Genomic DNA, 17,255 nt, shown 5'->3' on the forward strand with positions numbered 1-17,255 from the left:
AGAAGAACCATTAGTACAACTTACTAACGCTTCTTCTTTCAATTCTATAAATTTAAGTACGTAACAGCAATTGTTAATACGAAGAATAGAACAGCTAAAACAATCGTAATACGGTTTAATACCGCTTCAATTCCACGTGCTTTTTGCTTACCAAATAATTGCTCTGCACCGCCTGAAATTGCACCTGAAAGGCCTGAGCTATTACTAGACTGCATAAGTACCATAACAATCATTAAAATCGATACAATAATAAGTAAAACGGATAATAACGTATGCACTTGGCGTACCTCCTACAAAGATTCAGTTATTGTAACTGTAGCATAAATCCTATAGAAAAGCGAGAGCAATAAGGTTGCTCTCGCTTTTCTTCTATTACATAAACATCATTGCAAATAATGGGCCGAGCAAACATGTCAAAATTGCAGTTAATGTCATTGTTACCGATCCAATAACACCTTCATGTTCATTATTTTTCATCGCTCTCATAACGCCCATAATATGAGAAGCACATCCAAATCCGATACCTTTACCAACTGAGTTTGTAACGCGGCTCCATTTTAATAAAATCGGTCCTGTAATTGTTCCAGTAATACCCGCAATAACAACGAAAGCTGCTGTTAATGACGGCACACCACCAACTTGCTCTGAAACACTCATTGCAACTGGCATTGTCACCGATTTTGGTAAAGAAGATAAAATCAAACTTTTATCTGTTCCCATAAGTGATGCAATAGCAAAGTCACTTGCAATGGCAACTGTTGTACCTACTAGTACCCCGCCGGCAATCGGCACAACATATTTTTGCAGAACGTGACGTTGTTTATAAAGAGGAATTGCAAATGCTACAACACCGGGTCCCAGCAGTTTTGCAATCCAGCCACCACCACTTTCCATATAATGTTGATACGGTATATCAAGCACGATAAATAAGAAAGCCATTAATCCTGTTGCTACAAGCATTGGAATGGTGAATGGTGTTGGAAATACTTGATAGATTTTTTTAGATAATTGATATAATAGCACCGTAAAAAGAACCCAACCGATTCCGATTAATATTTGGCTCATCGCGACTCTCTTTCCTTTCTATTCGCAAGATATTGTCCTGTATGTCCTGCGACAATAATAATTAAAAATGTACTCGCTACAACTGTAATAAAAAGAGAAATTCCTTTACTCATAAAAAAAGCACCGTAATTCATTAGGCCAAGCGTTGGCGGAATTAATAAAAACGGCATAATAGCAACGAGTGTTTCTGCTCCTAAATCGAACCATTTCACTGGAAGAACTTTTAGGCTAAGTAAAACAAGTAAGAGGAACATCCCAATCAAACTTCCTGGAATTGGAATATTTAACATTTCTTGCACCCAAGTTCCAACCATATAAAAAACGTAAAGAGCAGCAATTTGGACAAGAATCTTTGTAAATTTCATGTTCATCATCCCTCATGTTTATACGATCTTCTGTTAATATCTTTATCATAGTATAAATTGTAAAAAGCTGCAATTTATCAACTTGACAGCAAAAACAGCCTATGTTTGACGCTTACAACCTTGATATGACTGGATTTCTGAGTGAAAATTAAGTCAAAAACCTTGACCTAATACAAAAAGTTTTTATTTTCTGATTTTATAAGGTTGTTATTTCAATAAAATAATCTTTTTCTCCTTAAACTTACATATATATAAAGTGAAACTTTAATAACCTTTCACCAATCGGGCTTTTACGGAACAAACAACATAGGTGGTGAACATATGCCAAAAAAAGTTCTTATTTTTTGTGATCCTGGGATTGATGATGCGATGGCCCTCCTTTTAGCATTCTTTATCGATGAAATAGAAATCATCGGCATTGTTGCTGATTACGGCAATGTTCCAAAAGAAATGGCCGTACAAAATGCTCATTTTCTTAAGCACGAAACAAAAAATAGAAATATTAAAGTATTTGGTGGTTCAGAACAACCGCTTACTGGTGCCCCTCCAGCTTTCTTTACGGATGTCCATGGAAAACAAGGACTCGGGCCAATTATTCCAAAGGAGAATGTGACTAACGGAGAAATGGAGAATTTTTTCGAAGTTATTCCTCTTATTGAACAGTATAAAGATGAATTAATCATTGTAAGTTTAGGAAGACTTACCTCCCTCGCAATTTTATTCATCCTATGTAAACAGCTAATGAAGCAAATTAAATCTTACTACGTAATGGGCGGTGCCTTTTTACATCCCGGTAATGTTACTCCTATTTCGGAAGCAAACTTTTATGGCGATCCTACTGCCGCTAATATCGTTCTTCAATCTGCAGCTAACATGTACATATACCCGTTAAACGTCACCCAGTACTCCGTCATTACACCAGAAATGGCCGAATACATTGAAGCGAAAGGAAAATCCCCACTCGTCAAACCGTTATTCGATCATTATTACTACGGCTACTATAAAGATACCCTACCGCATTTAAAAGGAAGTCCCTTTCATGACACCATGCCAATACTCGCTTTATTTGATAACTCTATGTTTACGTATCATAAGTCACCTATTGTTGTCATGACGGAATCCTATGCACAAGGAACAAGCATTGGGGAATTTCGTTCTTTAGGAGAGTCTAAACCATTTACTGATTGGCCGAGTCATCAAATCGCCATTGATTTTGATTATAACCGCTTCTTTAAACATTTCATGTCACTTATGACGGGTGAAGAATTTTAACATAAAAAAACAGACCGTGATTTCTCACGGTCTGTCGTTATTTTCTACAATTATCGTTTGATGTTATAGAAAGATTTTACACCATCGTAAACAGCTACTTCGCCTAGCTCGTCTTCGATACGTAATAATTGGTTGTACTTAGCAATACGATCCGTACGGCTCATAGAACCAGTTTTGATTTGGCCAGCGTTAGTTGCAACTGCGATGTCAGCGATTGTAGCATCTTCAGTTTCACCAGAACGGTGAGATACAACTGCTGTGTAACCAGCACGTTTAGCCATTTCGATTGCTTCGAAAGTCTCAGTTAAAGTACCGATTTGGTTAACTTTAATTAAGATTGAGTTAGAGATACCTTTTTCGATACCTTCAGCAAGTTTTTGAGTGTTAGTTACGAATAAATCGTCACCAACTAATTGTACTTTATCACCGATACGATCAGTTAATAATTTGTGACCATCCCAGTCGTTTTCGTCTAAACCATCTTCAATAGAGATGATTGGGAAGTCTTTGCAAAGCTCTTCGTAGAAATCAACCATTTCTGCAGAAGTTAAGCCAGTACGGCCTTCGCCTGCAAGGTCATATTTACCAGTTTCTTTGTTGTAGAACTCAGAAGAAGCAACGTCCATTCCTAAGAATACGTTCTCGCCAGCTTTGTAACCAGCTTTTTCGATAGCTTCGATGATTACTTCTAGAGCTTCACGGTTAGAACCAAGGTTTGGAGCGAATCCACCTTCGTCACCTACTGCAGTGTTAAGACCTTTGTCATGTAATACAGCTTTAAGTGCATGGAATACTTCAGCACCCATACGGATTGATTCTTTGAATGTTGGAGCACCAACTGGTAAGATCATGAACTCTTGGAAGTCTACGTTGTTATCAGCGTGAGAACCACCGTTGATGATGTTCATCATTGGAGTTGGTAATTGTTTTGCATTGAATCCACCAAGGTAACGGTATAATGGAAGACCTACGAAGTCAGCTGCTGCGTGAGCTACTGCCATAGATACACCAAGGATAGCGTTAGCACCTAGTTTACCTTTGTTTGGAGTGCCATCTAATTCGATCATAGCACGGTCGATACCAGCTTGGTCAGTTACGTCGAAACCAACGATTTCTGGAGCGATTGCTTCGTTAACGTTGTTTACTGCGTTCATAACACCTTTACCAAGGTAACGAGATTTGTCACCGTCACGTAATTCTACTGCTTCGTGTTCACCAGTAGATGCACCACTTGGTACGATAGCGCGTCCGAAAGCGCCGCTTTCTGTGTAAACTTCTACTTCTACAGTTGGGTTACCACGAGAGTCAAGGACTTCGCGAGCATAAACATCAATAATTGTTGACATAATAAATTCTCTCCTTTTTATATAAGCAAATTATTTAATAATTGTTTTACCTGTCATTTCTTTCGGTTGTTCCACATTTAAAAGCGTAAGCATTGTTGGGGCGATATCTCCTAAAATACCACCTTCACGAAGCTCTACATCATTTTTTGTAACGATGAAAGGAACCGGGTTAGTTGTATGAGCTGTCATCGGCTCGCCATCAGCAGTTAACTCCTGATCAGCATTACCATGGTCAGCAGTAATAAGTGCTACACCATCTTTTGCAAGAATTGCTTCTACAACTTTTCCTAAACATTCGTCAGTTGCTTCTACTGCTTTAATTGTTGGTTCCATCATCCCAGAATGGCCAACCATATCACAGTTTGCAAAGTTAAGAATGATAACATCATGTTTATCATTTTCGATTTCATTTACTAAAGCGTCCGTTACTTCGTAAATGCTCATTTCAGGTTTCAAGTCATACGTTGCAACCTTCGGTGAGTTAATTAAGATACGCTCTTCTCCTGGGAATTCAGCCTCACGACCACCGCTAAAGAAGAATGTAACGTGCGGATACTTTTCAGTTTCCGCGATGCGAAGTTGCTTTAATCCCGCTTGCGCAACAACTTCACCTAAAGTGTTATCAAGATTCATTGGCTTGAATGCCACGTAACCATCTACAGTTTCACTGAAGTGTGTCATACAAACGAATTCAGGAATGTGAGGTACTTTTTCACCACGATCGAACTCACGGAAATCTTCGTTTGTAAATACACGAGCAATTTGAATTGCACGGTCTGGACGGAAGTTATAGAAGATAACTGCATCATCATCATTGATTGTTGCAACTGGCGTGTTATCTTCATTAACAATTACAGACGGCAATACGAATTCATCATAGATACCGTTCGCATAAGAGTCTTCTACACACTCTTCTGCTGATTTATAAGTAGGTCCTTCACCATTCACCATAGCACGGTAACATTTTTCAACGCGATCCCAACGCTTGTCACGGTCCATAGAGTAATAACGACCAGAGATAGTCGCGAATTGTCCTACTCCTGTTTCTTTAATTACTTCATTCGTTGCATCGATATAACCTTTTGCTGTTTGTGGTCCAACATCGCGGCCATCTAAGAATGCATGGATATAAACTTTCTCCACGCCTTCTTTTGCTGCTAAGCGAAGAAGAGCAAACATATGGTTCATGTGACTGTGCACACCACCGTCAGAAAGTAGACCGAATAAATGAAGAGCAGTACCTTTTTCTTTTACGCTTTTAATTGCATTTTGGAACGTTTCGTTCTGATCGAACTCACCTTCACGAATTGCAACGTTTACGCGTGTTAAGCTTTGATATACTATGCGGCCAGCACCGATATTTAAGTGACCAACCTCAGAGTTACCCATTTGACCTTCCGGAAGACCTACTTCCTCACCACAAGCTGTAAGCGTTGTATGAGGGAATTTGTTCCAGTAACCATCAAAATTAGGTTTTTTAGCTTGTGCTACAGCATTCCCGTGAGTTTCTTCACGTAGTCCGAAACCGTCAAGGATGATTAAAGCTGTTGGCTTTCTCATTTTACCGCCCCCAGAAGACCTAAGAACGAAGCAGGCTCTAAGCTAGCACCGCCAACTAAAGCGCCGTCGATGTCAGATTGTGCCATATACTCTTTAATGTTTTCTGGTTTTACGCTACCGCCGTATTGAATACGAACAGCTTCTGCAGCTTCTGTAGAAACAGCTTCTGCAACAACTTTACGGATGTGCGCACATACTTCATTTGCATCTGCAGAAGAAGAAGATTTACCTGTACCGATAGCCCAGATTGGCTCATAAGCGATAACAGTTGCTTTAACTTGCTCTTCTGTTAAACCTGCAAGTGCTTTTGTCACTTGACCTGCTACTAGATCAAATGTTTTTCCGCTTTCGCGCTCTTCTAAAGTCTCACCACAACATACGATTGGTGTTAAACCATGTTCAAATGCTGCAAGAGTCTTTTTGTTTACTGATTCGTCTGTTTCAGCAAACATTTCACGACGCTCAGAGTGGCCAAGTACTACGTAGCCTACTTTTAAGTCGCTAAGTGCTACTGGGCTAATTTCGCCAGTGAATGCACCATTTTTTTCGAAGTGCATGTTTTGTGCACCTACTTGTAAGTCAGTTCCTTCAGTTGCTGCTACAAGGCGCTCTAAGAATAGAGCTGGAGAGCAAACTACTGCATCAACAGCTGAAGCTGCTGGGATTTGACCTTTAACTTCCTCTACGAAGCTAACTGCTTCTGATAGAGTTTTATTCATTTTCCAGTTACCTGCGATAATTGGTTTACGCATGCTTTGCACCGTCCTTTTTCTTTGGCTGCTACTTATTTGTCGTTAAGACAAACTACACCTGGAAGCTCTTTGCCTTCCATGAATTCTAATGACGCACCGCCGCCAGTAGAAATGTGGCTCATTTTATCAGCCATACCGAATTTTTCAACAGCTGCTGCAGAGTCACCACCGCCGATAACAGAGTATGTATCTTCTGCATCTGCTAATGCTTGTCCTACTGCTTTTGTACCTTCTGCGAATGGAGTCATTTCGAATACACCCATTGGTCCATTCCATACAACAAGCTTAGAATTTTTAATTACATCTGCATAAATTTCACGTGTTTTAGGACCGATGTCCACACCTTCCCAGTTAGAAGGGATAGAGTCGATACCTACGATTTGAGTTGTTGCAGTTTCAGAGAATTCCTCAGTGATTACAACATCAACTGGCATGTAGAAGTTTACGCCTTTTTCTTTTGCAAGTTGCATAAATTCTTTAGCTAGTTCGATCTTGTCGTCTTCACATAGAGATAGACCAATTTCATGACCTAAAGCTTTAACGAATGTGTAAGCAAGTCCGCCACCGATGATTAAGTTATCTACTTTGTCTAATAGATGACGAATTACACCGATTTTATCTTTTACTTTCGCACCACCGATGATAGCTGTGAATGGACGTTCTGGGTTAGAAAGTGCTTTACCAAGTACATCTAACTCTTTTTCCATTAATAGACCAGATACTGCTGGTAGGTAGTCTGCGATACCTGCTGTAGAAGCATGAGCACGGTGAGCTGCACCGAATGCATCGTTTACGAAGATGTCAGCAAGTGCTGCAAATTCTTTCGCAAGTTCTGCATCGTTCTTTTCTTCGCCCGCATAGAAACGTACGTTTTCAAGAACTAATACGTCGCCTTCGTTCATTGCTGCAACCATTTCTTGTGCAACTGGTCCGAATGCTTCGTCCGCTTTTTTAACATCTTTACCAAGAAGCTCGCCTAAACGTGCTGCTACTGGAGTAAGACGTAATTCTTCTACTGCTTGACCTTTTGGACGGCCTAAGTGGCTTGCTAAAATAACTTTCGCACCTTGCTCTACTAAATATTGAATTGTAGGAAGAGCTGCACGGATACGAGTTTCATCTGTAATTTTGCCTTCTTTCATAGGTACGTTGAAATCAACGCGGCAAAATACACGCTTACCTTTTAAATCTACGTCACGAATTGATTTTTTGTTCATTGGATTTCCCTCCGACTACTAGTTAGGATTGACAAAACCCATTCAAAAGCTTAACACATTTGCTTTTAAAACGAAAGAAGAGAGAGAGGGAACAAACCCTCTCCCTCGTTTTGTCATTGATAACTTATATAATTAAGAATTAAAGACCTTTTGAAGTCATGTAAGCTGCTAGGTCTACTACACGGTTAGAGTAACCAGTTTCGTTATCGTACCAAGAAAGTACTTTAACCATGTTACCTTCCATTACCATTGTAGATAATGCATCGATTGTAGAAGAAGCTGTACATCCGTTATAGTCGATAGATACTAATGGCTCTTCGCTGTATCCAAGGATACCTTTTAATTCGCCTTCAGCTGCTGCTTTGAATGCTGCATTTACTTCTTCAACTGTTACTTCTTTGTCAAGTTCAACAACTAGGTCAACTAGAGAAACGTTAGCAGTTGGAACACGTACAGCGCCACCGTTTAATTTACCTTTAAGTTCTGGTAATACTAATGCTACAGCTTTAGCTGCACCAGTAGATGTTGGGATCATGTTTTCAGCTGCTGCACGAGCACGACGTAAATCTTTGTGTGGTAAGTCTAAGATTTGTTGGTCGTTAGTGTAAGAGTGAATTGTTGTCATCATTCCGCGTTTTACGCCGAATTTTTCGTTTAATACTTTAGCGAATGGAGCTAGACAGTTTGTAGTACAAGAAGCATTAGATACTACGTTGTGGTTAGCTGCATCGTATTGTTCGTGGTTAACACCCATAACTACAGTGATATCTTCGTCAGAAGCTGGAGCTGAGATGATAACTTTCTTAACTGATCCACCTAAGTGTTTTTCAGCGTCTGATTTTTTAGTGAAACGACCAGTAGATTCTACTACTACTTCTACTCCGTAGTCGCTCCATGGTAGTTGAGCTGGGTCACGCTCAGCGATAACTTTAATTTCTTTACCGTTAACAACGATGCTGTTTTCGTTAGCAGATACTTCTGCATTTAAAGTTCCGTGAACTGTGTCATATTTTAAAAGGTGAGCTAATGTTTTAGCATCTGTTAAGTCGTTGATTGCTACTACTTCTACCTCAGAGTTGTTAAGAGCTGCGCGGAATACGTTACGTCCGATACGTCCAAATCCATTAATACCAATTTTAGTCATTTGAATTTCCTCCTTGGGGGATTATATTAAAGGGTAATACCCTTTGTTAACTGTTTTGCTGCACCTTCATCTGTAATTAGAATTGAAGTGTGCCCTTGTTTAATTACAGCCTGTATTGCCTTTGCCTTTGAAGAACCTCCAGCGACTGCAACAACGTGAGATACATGTTGTAAATCCTCTAGTTGCATACCAACTGTTCTTACTTTATGAACAACATTTCCTTGTTCATTAAAGTAGTAACCGAAAGCTTCGCCAACTGCTTCGCTTGCCTGAATCTTTAACCAATCTGCTTCTGAAGTATTTCTGCGACGTGCCATTGTTAACGCATCACCTATTCCATGAATGACGATATTGGAAGATCGAATCAACTCAAGAACTTCTTTCACGGAAGGCTCTGTCACAATAGACGCATATGCTTCGCTACTAACATGGTCTGGAACATACAACAAGCGATAATTACTCATCGTATTTTGCGCCATTTTGGCACAAATGGTATTGGCTTCTAACTCAACACCTTCTCCAATTCCACCACGCGCTGGGACAAATAGCATATGTAAATCTTTGCAATCAAGCTGCATCATGTCCGCAGCAGCAGCTAGCGTAGTTCCTCCAGCCACAGCAACGATATTATTCGCTGTCAGACGGTCTTTTATACAAGTCACACAAGCACGGCCCATCTCCAGTTTGACCCAAGGTGATTCATCACTATCACCAGGGACAACGAAAACTTCATCCAAGTCTAATGTTTCCTTAAGTTGCTTTTCTAAAACCTTTAACCCGGAAATTTCTTTCATAAAGTCTTCCAAAGCAAGAACTAAAGCTGTTCCTTCTTCTGTCAATGTCATTCCAGAAGAAGCGACGTGAACTAAGTTTTGTTCTTTCAAAACTTGAACTTCACTTCGCAATACTCGTTCTGTCATACCGAGACTTGCTGATAAGTTTCTTCTTCCAATCGGCTGCATGAGCCTAATGTATTGAAGAATTTGCATTCTCGTTTGCATAACAGGTAGCAGATCAGGTAATAATTTTTTTGTGTTCTGAATCCATGAGCGCATATCTTTTCTCCTCACTACATTGGTTCATTTTTCCTCGGTGGTCACTTTTCGTCCCGTAGTGACATTTTGTGTCCCACATAGGTTAAAAAAATAATCCCTGCTACGTGTATTATTGTAACAGGAGATAGAAACTTATTCAACTCTTAACTGCATTCTTTATATAGTTTATTATGACACCTTTGTGAATGTTACCATATTCTACTTGTTTTCCGTCTATTTCTACAACCGGAATCATTAAGTGATATTTTTCTAAAAGGTCATTATCTTCATATATATTTATTTCCTCGATTTGAAAAGAATATTCACATTGTACTTCCTGCAAAACTTGTTTTGCCTGCACGCAAAGACCACAATCTTTTTTGGTATACAGTACAACTTTCATCTTCTTCACCTATCCGATCGTTTTTCGTAATGACGAAGCTGGAATATTCATTTGTTCTCTATACTTCGCCACCGTTCTTCGAGAAATAACGATTTCATGCTCTTCTTCTAATAATTTTGAAATCTTTTGATCTGAAAGTGGCTTTTTCTTATTCTCTGCCTCAACAAGCGTTTGAATAAACTGTTTTACACGCTTTGTAGAAACTGCTTCATCTTCAGTCGTTGAAACGGCATTACTAAAGAACGATTTCATCTCAAATAAACCATGTGGTGTTTGCACATATTTATTTCGCGTTGCACGACTAATTGTAGATTCATGCACACTTAACTCTTCCGCCACCTCTTTTAAAGCAAGCGGTTTTAAATACGCTGGACCTTCCCAGAAGAAATCACGTTGTTTTTCCATAATAATAGTCATTACTTGCAGCAATGTCTGTTTTCTCTGTTTCAAACTGCGCATAATCCACTGCACATGCTGATACTTTTCTGATACGTAAGATGCTACTTCACTTTCGCTATTATTAAGAAGCGCACTATACTCAGAATGAATTTCAATTCTTGGCATATTTCTCTCATTCATCTGTAAAACGAGGCGATCGCCCTCTTTTTTCACTGCCATATCAGGCACAATATAAAGTGGTTTATCAGAAGAAAACGCAAGTCCTGGTTTTGGTTGTAATGACGTTATACAATTTACCGCATCCTGCAATTCTTCATTACTACACTTCAGCACTTGAACAAGCTTTCGCCAATCTTTCTTCACGAAATAAGCGAAATGATCTTCCACAACCTCTTCTGCTAATCCATTCCGTCTTTGTAAGCGCTTCAATTGCAAAGTTAGACATTCCTGAATATTACGCGCGCCTACCCCTGCTGGCTCGAGTGATTGGACAAGCTCTACAGAGCGGTCAACTACATGAAGTGGTGCGGAAAGAAGGCTTGCTAACTCCTCGTTGGTTTCTTGTAAATATCCATTTCCATCCATGTTCATAATAATGAAAGAAGCTGCTTTTCGCTCTTCTTCTTCTATTTTATAATATTGTATTTGATTTAATAAATGTTGCTGAATCGTTGTAGAATCCACACTGTAGATTTCCATCTGATTCTCGACTTGTTTGCTGGTACTTTTACTGTTGTTAGAGCTCTTTTTCTTCTCCCTCTCAAAACCACCTAACTCAATAAGGGGATTCTCTAACGATTGCTCATACAAAAACTCCGATAATTCTTGTACATTATACTGGAGCATTGTAATCGCTTGCCTTAACTCTTGTGTCATTGCCAAACGTAAGCTTTGTTCTTGTAAAAGACTTGCCTTCAAACTAATCTCCCCCTTGTTTCTATTGTACAATAAGTTTGGTAAAAGGAGAATGCTATCACAGACACCCATTCCAAAATATTATTAATTTATATGTATTAATGAGATTTACAACTTACAACCGAAATTTGAATAATATTGAAAGAAAATAATAAGTTTAAAAATTATTATCAAGTACTAATAGTAAATCTTATTACCAGATATAACAAGAGGGAAATAAAAAAAGTCCTAACCTACAAAACGTAAGTTAGGACTTTTTGACGCGCCCAGAGGGATTGGAACCCCCGGCAGATGTGGTACCGGAAACCACACGGTAACGGTTATGTAAAATTATCAGTAAAATCAAGGTTTTACCTTGCATGTAATTTAGAAATAAAAATTTTTGACATGAACATACAACGGTATGTATGCTAAACTATTTCGATTACAAATCGCTTACGTACTTTTTTCAAAATTAATTTCATTTCTTCTATTGTTTCACCTTTATCTCAAAATATAAATTAATGTGTAGGTAATTGATGTTTTGAGATCATTGCTAATGGAATTTGAACAGTTCCATAAGATACACCACAAGTAAAAACGTACCCTATCATATTCATTATAGCTTCACGTTTTTCTGTTTCACTTCTAGACTTATTATTCAGTATCGTATCTATCATTTCTTCACATTGTTTATATTTCACCATTGCTTCAGCCTGAATCTGTTCAAAAATTTCTTTCTCATTTCCCTCATAATTTTCTAACATTCTTAGAATTTTTGAAACTTTTGAGTCCATGTTGTTAACTATCAGTTATTTTAGGACTATCTTTTACATGTTTGCTTCTGAATCCCATACCTCTACAAATTCAAAACCTTTTAAATCACTTTCTAAAATTGCATTTCTTAATTCATCCGATACAAAGACGGAAGGAATATGTAATATTTCATTTAAGTAAACTTTAAATATTGTTTGGTTCTTAACCATATTAGATAAGAATGCGTATTTTTTAAAATCTATTACTAAGCCAGAACGTAATTTCTTTAGTATAGCTTTTTCATAGTCAACAGCATCTATTGCATTTAAAACGTTAATTATATAATACACTTCGCCTGTCACATCATGAATTAGGGGAAGAAATTCTACATTATCAACCAGCTTAGGTTCTAGGAATTTTTTAGCTTTCTCACTAACCATTGGTGTACCAACTTCTCCCCAAAAATGAGGGAAATCACTTTGCTTTCCTTCTTCTACACATTTAATACGTATTTCTCCCCATGAATTAGATGCTTTTGCTGCCGAGTCAATTTTTCCTTCAAAATACTTTTTAGAATCTTCTTCTAAATTCAATAATTGAAAGGATTCATAGTCATCAAATGAACTCTTTAATTCCCAAATTTTCATTTTTACTCTCCTTTGCTATTTTTCTAGTATAAATAAGATTACTCTTTCTTCGGTTTATTTAATTTTAATTCACCATCCAATAAACGTTCTCTGATATCATGTAAAGCTTCAACAGCATCTTCTTGCGTACCGCCCCGTTTCTTAACAAGACTTAATACTCTCTCTACTTCAAGTATGTACTCTGAACTATGCTTTCCTATGTGTAAGACTTCAGTAGTCACGTATTCATTAACTTTATAAGGTAAAAATACTCCATTAGCCGCCGAATCATGATCTATCCCAAATTCCCTTAATAATTTTTGTGCCTTTTCTGCCCTACTATCGTTCCAAGGTGTTAGATGATGTGCTGCATTAGAATATGGGGGGGGTTCGATCCCTGCATCCTTAAGTTCTTCACGTAATATTTTAGATGCTGTATACGAATCAGGATACTTATTTTTCACTTCAACTCTATCAAGAACTTTATCCGCATAATCTTTTATTACTTCTTGTACACCTTTAACTCTACTTCTTCCACCAGTTTCAGAAAACATAAATGTATCACGGGCTTCTTGTAAAGCTTCAAAAGTTTTTATCTGATTGCTACCAAAGCCACTAGTACCTGCAAATGCAAATCGTTCTTTCAATGGTAATTGATTCGAAACGGACGAGATACCTTCTGAGAATTTTGTTAGATTGGTGCCTTTTGCAAGTGTAGTTACTTTACTTATTCCTTTATCACCAATCAATCCTAATCCAAGCCCCATAAAAATACTCGTTCCCCATTTTGTACGACTCTCTGCATCACCATGCCAAAAATCATTCATAAATGAATCCGAAATAGTATTCCAAGCAGTAGAAATTGTCTCTATAGGGTGACCTATAGCATACTTAATGTTTTCTTTTGTTACTGTATCGTCTAGTGAATCAAACCCTTCTACAATCCCTCCGATAACTTGCCCAGAACCAATGTATATACCGTCCCAAATTTTTCTAAGCATAGATTTTTCAGAGGGTTTGCCGCACATTGCCCCTTCTTTTACCTTTTCATCTGATAAATTACCTTCATAAAGTTCATCAACATTACGAAATTTTTCAGCAGCGTGCATTAGTTCTTCTGCAATCTTATCAAATTGCCGAAACACATTAAAAATTTGAGGTTTTGTTTCATTAAACATCTGATAAAACCTTTGACTCGTTGCACCATTCCACATTGAAGCTACGTATTCCGTTTGGTTATATAAATCTTTATGTATTTGTTCTAATCTATTTTTAGTTTCAAGAACTAGCTTTGCCGATTGTTCCAACCGTTCAGGTGTTACCTTTATTTGAACCATATAGTCTCTCCTACCCTTAATATTCCACACGAAAATTATACCATGTTAAATTCCCTCACTACCTTAAATATCTGAATTTACTAAACAAAATGAATTGATGAACTTTTACCTTTAAAATATAATTCTCAAACTAATGTTGAGAAATATTGAAATTCAATTCCCATCATATTCCATTCTTGTTATCATTTAATGTAAGACTATTCAGAAAAGGAAGGGATTATATGCGTGTTCCAGTAAAGGAGAATGAAAAGGTTACAAAGTTACTTAATGACTGGTATCAAGCTATACTACAACATAAAAATGTACAAGCGACAAACTTAAAACAAGAAATTGAAGATAAGCTTTCCAGCATAAAAGAAGATAAAAATTTATTATTATACTATTCATTATTAGACTTTAGATATAAAGTACTAACCGATGGACTTAACATTACAAAAGATAGCTTTAATGAAATTAACTCCTTTGATATACCTGATAGTAGTTTTTTATCCTATTATTATCACTTCTTCAAAGCTATTCACAGCACAATTCTTGCAGACTATAATGAAGCAAATGAATACTTTGGAAAAGCAGAGAAACTTTTAATGTATGTGCCTGCCGAAGTAGAAAAAGCAGAATTTAATTATAGGTTGGCATCTTTCTATTACCAAACTTATAAACCACTACCATCTATTTCATATGCTAACAAAGCAAAAGACTTTTTCAGCAAAACTAACTGTTATAACATTAACATTGCTTTATGTGAAAACGTCCTAGGCTTAACATGTATACAGATAAGACAATTTGAACAAGCAGAAGAACATTTACATAAGGCGATTGACATTATTAAAGAAATTAATAGCACCGAACTTCTGTTACGTATTAGAAATAATTTAGGCTGGTTATATGCAAGTCAAAGTCTTTCTGAATTAGCTATCCGTCACTTATCAGAAGTTACAGAACATCTCCCAAACCATTATAAAGCTATATTCTTACAGGCTAGGGAATATTATAAATTGGGTGAACACAATAAGGTTGATACACTCATTGAAAAAGGGCTTGCAGCTTGTACTAAGATAGAAAATAAGGAATACGTACATCGCTTTAATATCTTAAAGGAAATGAATAATGGTTCCGATTCTCTAACGTTGGAAAGTGTTGTTTTAGAAGGAATTTCCTACTTCGAAGAAGAAAATTTAACACGTTGCGTACAAGAATACACGGAAATATTAGCAACTATGTTTTATAAGGAAGCAAACGAAAAGAAGGCAAGTAGGTATTTTTACATGAGTAATGAAGCAAGAAAAAAATATGAAGAAAAAGGGGCGTTAGTATAATGAAAAAGCTTAAAACAGTACTACTATTATCGGTTACGGCATTTAGTTTCTTAGCAATGGCTGAGGGTGACACACCTGCACCACAAAGACCTGACTTAGCGTATAGTCACGGTCATATTGGTGGTTCTCCTGAATATACACATGGAGAAGGTTGGTCCCCATCTTACACACACGGGGAACCTTGGGGTATAACTGATGGTAATACTGGTTCGCCAACTTATAATAAAGGTGACACACCTGCACCAAAAGCTTAACTGTTTCATAAAGAAAGTCATACTACTTGTATGGCTTTTTTGTTTTTTCATAATTCTATACTTCGCTTATTTACTTCTTCATTTAAATTAAAATACCCATAACACGTTCTAACGGCTTATTCACAGTGATAGACGGCTTATATAGAACAATATCTGTATCCACATCACGTCTCTTTCCAACAGCATGCCTTTTGATTCTTTTCATAACAAAACCCCTGTACACGATTATTTCTAATCACATACAAGGGGTTTCCCTAGATTTACTATTAATTTTCAACACGTTCTTCACGCTGTTGAGTGCCGCTTACTTAATACCGTAATTCTTTCCGTTTTGGAATAGAACGTGTCATAGCAACGCTAAATGTATGACGGTTATCCAAATTATTTCTTAAAAGAATGTAGATATAGCAAGACTTTAACGATAAGTAACGCGCCCAGAGGGATTCGAACCCCCGGCAGACGTGGTACCGGAAACCACCGCTCTATCCGACTGAGCTATGGGCGCATGATTATAAAATACACTTCATTTTCTTCTCATAATAATAGCAATAAAATCCATCTAAATCAATAAAAATATCCCCATAATCCTTTATGCACATTAGTTATGATTACATCAACAAAGCACCATCCCCTAAATTTTCCAATCATAAATTCACCCCAACTCACAAATTATAATCTTTGAATTGATATTCCAAAGGGGGCTTCATTCAATGACTGTAATTACGAAATTAAAGCAAACTGTTTCTGGATTAAAAAGTGCACAAGCTAGCTTAGAGGGATTCGCTCTTGATACGGATAACCAACAAGCTAAGCAACTTTTCCAAACAGCTGCGCAGCAAACACAAACGATTATCGATTCTTTAAACCCACGCGTTGAAGAAGTCCAACAAGAAGAACCACAATACTCACAGCAATAACGAATCAGTCTTGCTGTGAAATAGAAAAAGGATGATATGCAGTCATCCTTTTTCTATCACATTACATATTGCAATAGAAATGGAATGATAATTATGCGAAAACTCGGCCTCATAACCGCATTATTTGCACTTCTATTTAGCTCTTTTACCGGATGTGATAATAGTCCTTTAGATAAAAAAGTGAAAGAAGAAGCAAAACGAACAGAGAAAGAAAAAGGTCCAAAGTTAACAAAGACGAGTACGGAATCCTTTAATCAATCTATATCACAAGGAGCGAAGAAAAGAGCTCTCGCTATGGATGAAATTATAAAAAGCACAGCAGTGAATTCAAACTTAGATCTCTACATAGCAGTTACACCTGAGCATCACGAAAGGTTTGGATTAAAACCGCTGCGTAAAAAGCTTCAAAAGCAACTAAGTGATGAGTACCCTACTTTCGATGTTCGTGTCAGTACAGATAAAAAAATCTTTATGTTACTCGAAAAACTCGAAAGAAAAATTAAGGAAAAAAAAGTATCTAAAGATGAAATTAATAAACAGCTAAAATTCATTGGTAAAAAAATGGAGTCTAACACTTAACGCTTTTTTTAAAGAAAAG

20 protein-coding genes and 1 tRNA gene are annotated in these 17,255 nt (G+C 37.4%); 5 read left to right on the top strand and 16 right to left on the bottom strand.

Annotation, left to right across the window (positions count from 1 at the left end):
* Positions 1 to 44: 44 nt before the first annotated feature.
* The 3 genes from secG to DN390_RS01460 form a co-directional block, all read right to left on the bottom strand.
* The gene (gene secG, locus DN390_RS01450; protein ID WP_000557263.1) at positions 45 to 278 is read right to left on the bottom strand and encodes a preprotein translocase subunit SecG; all 234 of its coding nucleotides are present in this window, start codon (positions 276 to 278) and stop codon (positions 45 to 47) included.
* A 94-nt stretch (positions 279 to 372) separates the two neighbouring features.
* On the bottom strand, positions 373 to 1,065 hold the full coding sequence (locus DN390_RS01455) for an LrgB family protein (RefSeq protein ID WP_147806430.1): 693 nt from the start codon (positions 1,063 to 1,065) through the stop codon (positions 373 to 375).
* A complete protein-coding gene (locus DN390_RS01460) occupies positions 1,062 to 1,430 on the bottom strand; it encodes a CidA/LrgA family holin-like protein (RefSeq protein ID WP_000673222.1) in 369 nt (122 codons plus the stop codon). The genes DN390_RS01455 and DN390_RS01460 overlap by 4 nt, the downstream gene beginning before the upstream one ends.
* 321 nt (positions 1,431 to 1,751) lie before the next feature.
* On the opposite strand from DN390_RS01460, the gene DN390_RS01465 reads away from it, so the two are divergent.
* Positions 1,752 to 2,702, top strand: a complete 951-nt coding sequence (locus DN390_RS01465; RefSeq protein ID WP_147806431.1) for a nucleoside hydrolase — start codon at positions 1,752 to 1,754, stop codon at positions 2,700 to 2,702.
* A 50-nt stretch (positions 2,703 to 2,752) separates the two neighbouring features.
* On the opposite strand, the gene eno is transcribed toward DN390_RS01465, so the two are convergent.
* The 11 genes from eno to DN390_RS01520 all read right to left on the bottom strand — a co-directional run bounded on the left by eno (position 2,753) and on the right by DN390_RS01520 (position 14,170).
* Positions 2,753 to 4,048 carry a phosphopyruvate hydratase gene (gene eno / locus DN390_RS01470; protein WP_060632838.1) on the bottom strand — a complete coding sequence of 432 codons (1,296 nt, stop codon included), beginning with the start codon at positions 4,046 to 4,048 and terminating at the stop codon, positions 2,753 to 2,755.
* A 30-nt stretch (positions 4,049 to 4,078) separates the two neighbouring features.
* The gene (gene gpmI, locus DN390_RS01475) at positions 4,079 to 5,608 is read right to left on the bottom strand and encodes a 2,3-bisphosphoglycerate-independent phosphoglycerate mutase (protein WP_098198240.1); all 1,530 of its coding nucleotides are present in this window, start codon (positions 5,606 to 5,608) and stop codon (positions 4,079 to 4,081) included.
* Positions 5,605 to 6,360, bottom strand: coding sequence for a triose-phosphate isomerase (gene tpiA / locus DN390_RS01480; protein ID WP_001231043.1), 756 nt, complete (start codon positions 6,358 to 6,360; stop codon positions 5,605 to 5,607). Before tpiA ends, gpmI begins: the two co-directional genes overlap by 4 nt.
* A gap of 32 nt (positions 6,361 to 6,392) precedes the next feature.
* Positions 6,393 to 7,577 (bottom strand): phosphoglycerate kinase, encoded by a 1,185-nt coding sequence (locus DN390_RS01485; protein WP_001036332.1) that lies wholly within the window; start codon positions 7,575 to 7,577, stop codon positions 6,393 to 6,395.
* 139 nt (positions 7,578 to 7,716) lie between these two features.
* Entirely contained in the window at positions 7,717 to 8,721 is a 1,005-nt protein-coding gene (gene gap, locus DN390_RS01490; protein WP_000161236.1) for a type I glyceraldehyde-3-phosphate dehydrogenase, read from the bottom strand.
* Between the two features lie 26 nt (positions 8,722 to 8,747).
* Positions 8,748 to 9,776, bottom strand: coding sequence for a gapA transcriptional regulator CggR (gene cggR / locus DN390_RS01495; RefSeq protein ID WP_001258183.1), 1,029 nt, complete (start codon positions 9,774 to 9,776; stop codon positions 8,748 to 8,750).
* A gap of 136 nt (positions 9,777 to 9,912) precedes the next feature.
* Positions 9,913 to 10,158, bottom strand: a complete 246-nt coding sequence (locus DN390_RS01500; protein ID WP_060632839.1) for a glutaredoxin family protein — start codon at positions 10,156 to 10,158, stop codon at positions 9,913 to 9,915.
* Positions 10,159 to 10,167: 9 nt separating this feature from the next.
* Positions 10,168 to 11,475: an RNA polymerase factor sigma-54 gene (gene rpoN / locus DN390_RS01505; RefSeq protein WP_147806432.1), complete on the bottom strand. Its 1,308-nt coding sequence runs from the start codon at positions 11,473 to 11,475 to the stop codon at positions 10,168 to 10,170.
* Between the two features lie 497 nt (positions 11,476 to 11,972).
* Entirely contained in the window at positions 11,973 to 12,248 is a 276-nt protein-coding gene (locus tag DN390_RS01510; RefSeq protein WP_147806433.1) for a hypothetical protein, read from the bottom strand.
* Between the two features lie 33 nt (positions 12,249 to 12,281).
* Positions 12,282 to 12,854: an imm11 family protein gene (locus tag DN390_RS01515; RefSeq protein WP_073524373.1), complete on the bottom strand. Its 573-nt coding sequence runs from the start codon at positions 12,852 to 12,854 to the stop codon at positions 12,282 to 12,284.
* 38 nt (positions 12,855 to 12,892) lie between these two features.
* A complete protein-coding gene (locus DN390_RS01520) occupies positions 12,893 to 14,170 on the bottom strand; it encodes a WXG100 family type VII secretion target (protein WP_147806434.1) in 1,278 nt (425 codons plus the stop codon).
* 221 nt (positions 14,171 to 14,391) lie between these two features.
* Between DN390_RS01520 and DN390_RS01525 the strand changes: the two genes are divergently transcribed.
* Positions 14,392 to 15,486: a Rap family tetratricopeptide repeat protein gene (locus DN390_RS01525; RefSeq protein WP_147806435.1), complete on the top strand. Its 1,095-nt coding sequence runs from the start codon at positions 14,392 to 14,394 to the stop codon at positions 15,484 to 15,486.
* On the top strand, positions 15,486 to 15,740 hold the full coding sequence (locus tag DN390_RS01530; RefSeq protein WP_147806436.1) for a DUF2790 domain-containing protein: 255 nt from the start codon (positions 15,486 to 15,488) through the stop codon (positions 15,738 to 15,740). Before DN390_RS01525 ends, DN390_RS01530 begins: the two co-directional genes overlap by 1 nt.
* Positions 15,741 to 15,822: 82 nt before the next feature.
* On the opposite strand, the gene DN390_RS30975 is transcribed toward DN390_RS01530, so the two are convergent.
* Both DN390_RS30975 and DN390_RS01535 read right to left on the bottom strand, forming a co-directional pair.
* Positions 15,823 to 15,945 carry a hypothetical protein gene (locus DN390_RS30975; RefSeq protein WP_254904393.1) on the bottom strand — a complete coding sequence of 41 codons (123 nt, stop codon included), beginning with the start codon at positions 15,943 to 15,945 and terminating at the stop codon, positions 15,823 to 15,825.
* A 224-nt stretch (positions 15,946 to 16,169) separates the two neighbouring features.
* Positions 16,170 to 16,245: transfer RNA gene (locus tag DN390_RS01535), tRNA-Arg, on the bottom strand.
* A gap of 205 nt (positions 16,246 to 16,450) precedes the next feature.
* Here DN390_RS01535 and DN390_RS01540 point away from each other — a divergent pair.
* Together DN390_RS01540 and DN390_RS01545 are read left to right on the top strand one after the other, a co-directional pair.
* On the top strand, positions 16,451 to 16,657 hold the full coding sequence (locus DN390_RS01540) for a DUF1657 domain-containing protein (RefSeq protein ID WP_000216166.1): 207 nt from the start codon (positions 16,451 to 16,453) through the stop codon (positions 16,655 to 16,657).
* A gap of 93 nt (positions 16,658 to 16,750) precedes the next feature.
* On the top strand, positions 16,751 to 17,236 hold the full coding sequence (locus tag DN390_RS01545) for a YhcN/YlaJ family sporulation lipoprotein (RefSeq protein ID WP_147806437.1): 486 nt from the start codon (positions 16,751 to 16,753) through the stop codon (positions 17,234 to 17,236).
* Positions 17,237 to 17,255 lie beyond the last annotated feature (19 nt).

Source organism: Bacillus sp. SH7-1 (genome assembly GCF_008042405.1).
Classification (GTDB): domain Bacteria; phylum Bacillota; class Bacilli; order Bacillales; family Bacillaceae_G; genus Bacillus_A; species Bacillus_A thuringiensis_N.